Raw genomic sequence first — 3,177 nt, forward strand, 5'->3', positions numbered from 1 at the left:
AAACCTAAAGCTGCCCAATTGTCAAACGTCATGACTTTAAGAAGTAAAGACTGAAAAAAATGAATGCGGTTGTGAATGCGTTTTATGGAGAGATGCATAGATGAATTTTATAGTTTTAGATAGAAATGAACGCAAACCCCCTACAAGCATGAATACTGCTTACTTAGAGGTGGATTATTGGAATGACTACTCTTTCATTACCGCTTTCTATTTGACCGTATTTGATGAGAAAGGAAATGAATATGAAATTGGCAATGTGAAGATTGCTTTTAAGGGACAGACAACTGATAAAGCTACATATGTAACGTTAGGTAAGAATTTTTCGAATTTAAGTGACCAGTACTTCTCATTAGGAACTGATGTCGAATATTACAAAAACCTTAGTAAGCTTGACCCGCAGCTCAAGCGCGATGTATTAATTTCTTTAGAAGATATTGTTTATAAGCCTGAAAGAATCAAAGAAATTGAAGATGAAGTAGTCTTAAACACGTCTCTTTTTCGTGGGGTGACATTATCCGACGTGCATGGACAGTTTTCTAGAGTCTTAAACGGTCTTGCTGAGTTATCTGATTATGATTTTAGTTTTGTTAGGGAAAATTTCGATGGTTTTTGTGACCTTAAAATACCATTTAAAGTTAAAGTAGGTTCAATCCCGAGTACAAATATTCATGCTTTTATCGGCCGTAATGGTTGTGGTAAAACAACTATTTTAAACGGTATGATTGATGCAATCACTAACCCTAATAACGAGTCCTGCTATTTTACAGAAAGCGATATATTAAATGAATCTCGCATTCCTAATGGCTATTTTCGCTCCTTAGTTTCAGTCTCCTTTAGCGCATTTGATCCATTTACTCCACCTCATGAGCAACCAGACCCGGCTAAAGGAACGAAGTATTTTTATATAGGTCTTAAAAATAGAGAAAATAGTGAAGCGCTAAACTCACTAGTTGATCTTCGTAAAGACTTTGTTTCAGCTTTAATCGGTTGTCTAAGTAACGAGGAAAAAAAAGATCTTTGGCTTGACGCTATCGATAACTTGAGCAGCGACAAAAACTTTGAAAATATGGGGCTTAGTATTCTTAATACACGATATGTTAGCCTTAAAGAAAAGCACAAAAACATTCAAACTGATAATGAGAAGTTTGAAGAGTTATTTTATCTAGATATTTCTAATTACTTACAGCGCATGAGTTCGGGGCATGCAATCGTACTATTCACCATAACGAGATTAGTTAACACAGTTGGTGAAAAATCTCTTGTATTGTTGGATGAGCCAGAGGGTCATCTACATCCACCTCTTCTATCTTCATTTTTACGCACCTTGAGTGATTTGTTGTATCTCAAAAATGGAGTGGCAATAATCGCAACTCACTCCCCTGTTGTTCTTCAAGAAATACCTAAATCATGCGTGTGGAAAGTCACCCGCTCTAGAGAGGTTATATCTGTTGACAGGCCGGAAATAGAAACTTTTGGCGAAAATCTTGGAGTATTAACTCGTGAAGTTTTTGCTCTTGAGGTTGCAAACTCTGGATATCACTCGCTTTTAACTAAATCCGTTGAATCTGGAGCATCATATGATGCTCTATTATCAGAGTATAAGAATCAAATAGGCTTAGAAGGCAGAACCGTTCTAAAAGCAATGGTTTTAAGTAGGGATGCAAAAAAAGCGCAATGAAAAGACTCGACCTTCCCAATATATCTTTCTATGGCATGCTGGCAAAGTGTGCGGAAGGAATGGAGCAAGTTAATGTCCGAAAAAGCTTTATTTCAGAGTTTCAGGTTTTTCATGATAAAGAGCAACAGTATCAAGAATTAAGCAAAGATGGCAACTTGCATGCATACCCCAAAACACATCCTTTAACCAATGAAACACCAGTGGTAGGGCACCTAACAAAAAGAAAATTAGTCAACCTATATGAAAATAATTTACGTAATAAAAGCAAACCTGCAAGAGATTATTATGATGCCCTTTTGCTCTCTTCCGGAGAGCGTTGCCCATTTTGTGGAGATATAGGCCATACTAAGAATTTAGACCATTTTTTGCCTAAAGCTCATTTCCCTGAGTTTTCCATAATGCCATTAAACTTAGTACCATCATGCCGTGATTGCAATATGGGAGAAAAAGGTCAAGTTTTCGCGACCATTTCCGACGAACAAGCGATTCACCCCTATGTTGATAAAGATATTTTTCATCAAGAGCAGTGGGTTTTTGCTGAGTATCTTGCTGAAGATGATGGAGCGTTTTGCTTTTTTGTTAATTGTCCCAACACATGGAGCCAGGAAGACCAAAATAGAGCAGCAAACCATTTTAATACTCTAGACTTAGCCAGCAGATATAGATTAGAAGCTGGAAAACATCTAAGTGAAGTTATCGATCAAAAAAATGCTTTCACACAAAGTGCATTGAGGATCGCACCACAAGTAACACCTGATGTGGTCAAAACGGAGTTTATTCGGTCATACCTTATGCCAATAATACAATCCACCCAGTTTGCTAATCATTGGAAAAAAGTAATGTACCAATGCTTAGTAGATTCAGTCGCTTTTTTTGAGGTGTAGTTTGATGTTTGCTCTCAATTCAGTGTGCAAACTTTATTGTCAGTTCACAAGGTGGTTCTTAATATTCAGATAGAAAACCCGAACTGTGTTACACTCTCAGCATAGCTTTTTTAAGTTCACAAGCTCCAGTCTTCTCTCATATACAATCAAAACCTATTCTCCACATCAAAGTACCTGCACATTTCATTCTCGCTTGCAGTAAGAATTGCCAACCACTGTTGGTTCAAACGCTCAAGCACAAGGCAATACCATGAATATGACTTCATTAGGCGTTATTGGCAGCTCTAAAAAGGAAGATGAACGGCGCGTGCCGATACATCCGGAACATTTATCGAGGCTCCCCGAAAAAATACGTAAGCAACTCATTTTTGAAACGGGTTATGGCGAACGCTTTGGTATTGATGATGCTGAACTCGACGATCAGGTGGGAGGATTGGCATCAAGAGACGAGTTGTTAGAAACCATGAACACCGTTGTTATCGCCAAACCAGTACTTGCCGATTTTGAGCAATTGCGTATCGGCGGCGTACTCTGGGGTTATCCTCATTGCACACAACAACGAGAAGTCACCCAGATTGCCATTGATAGAAAACAGACTTTAATCGCTTTTGAAGA

2 protein-coding genes and 1 pseudogene are annotated in these 3,177 nt (G+C 38.1%); all 3 read left to right on the top strand.

Annotated elements, in window-relative coordinates; translation table 11 throughout:
* Window positions 1-100 precede the first annotated feature (100 nt).
* A complete protein-coding gene (locus RJ32_RS13120) occupies window positions 101-1,678 on the top strand; it encodes an ATP-dependent endonuclease (protein ID WP_034822818.1) in 1,578 nt (525 codons plus the stop codon).
* A complete protein-coding gene (locus tag RJ32_RS13125; protein WP_034822821.1) occupies window positions 1,675-2,562 on the top strand; it encodes an HNH endonuclease in 888 nt (295 codons plus the stop codon). The genes RJ32_RS13120 and RJ32_RS13125 overlap by 4 nt, the downstream gene beginning before the upstream one ends.
* 250 nt (window positions 2,563-2,812) lie before the next feature.
* Window positions 2,813-3,177 (top strand): annotated as a pseudogene (locus RJ32_RS13130) (NAD(P) transhydrogenase subunit alpha); the annotation flags it as partial.

Origin of the sequence: Idiomarina sp. 28-8 (genome assembly GCF_000320945.2) — a bacterium.
In the GTDB taxonomy this organism is placed as follows: domain Bacteria; phylum Pseudomonadota; class Gammaproteobacteria; order Enterobacterales; family Alteromonadaceae; genus Idiomarina; species Idiomarina loihiensis.

What these genes read in the sequence shown, in the direction of transcription:
- RJ32_RS13120 (WP_034822818.1), top strand. Translation starts at nt 101, where the DNA reads ATGAATTTTATAGTTTTAGATAGAAATGAACGCAAACCCCCTACAAGC.
- RJ32_RS13125 (WP_034822821.1), top strand. Translation starts at nt 1,675, where the DNA reads ATGAAAAGACTCGACCTTCCCAATATATCTTTCTATGGCATGCTGGCA.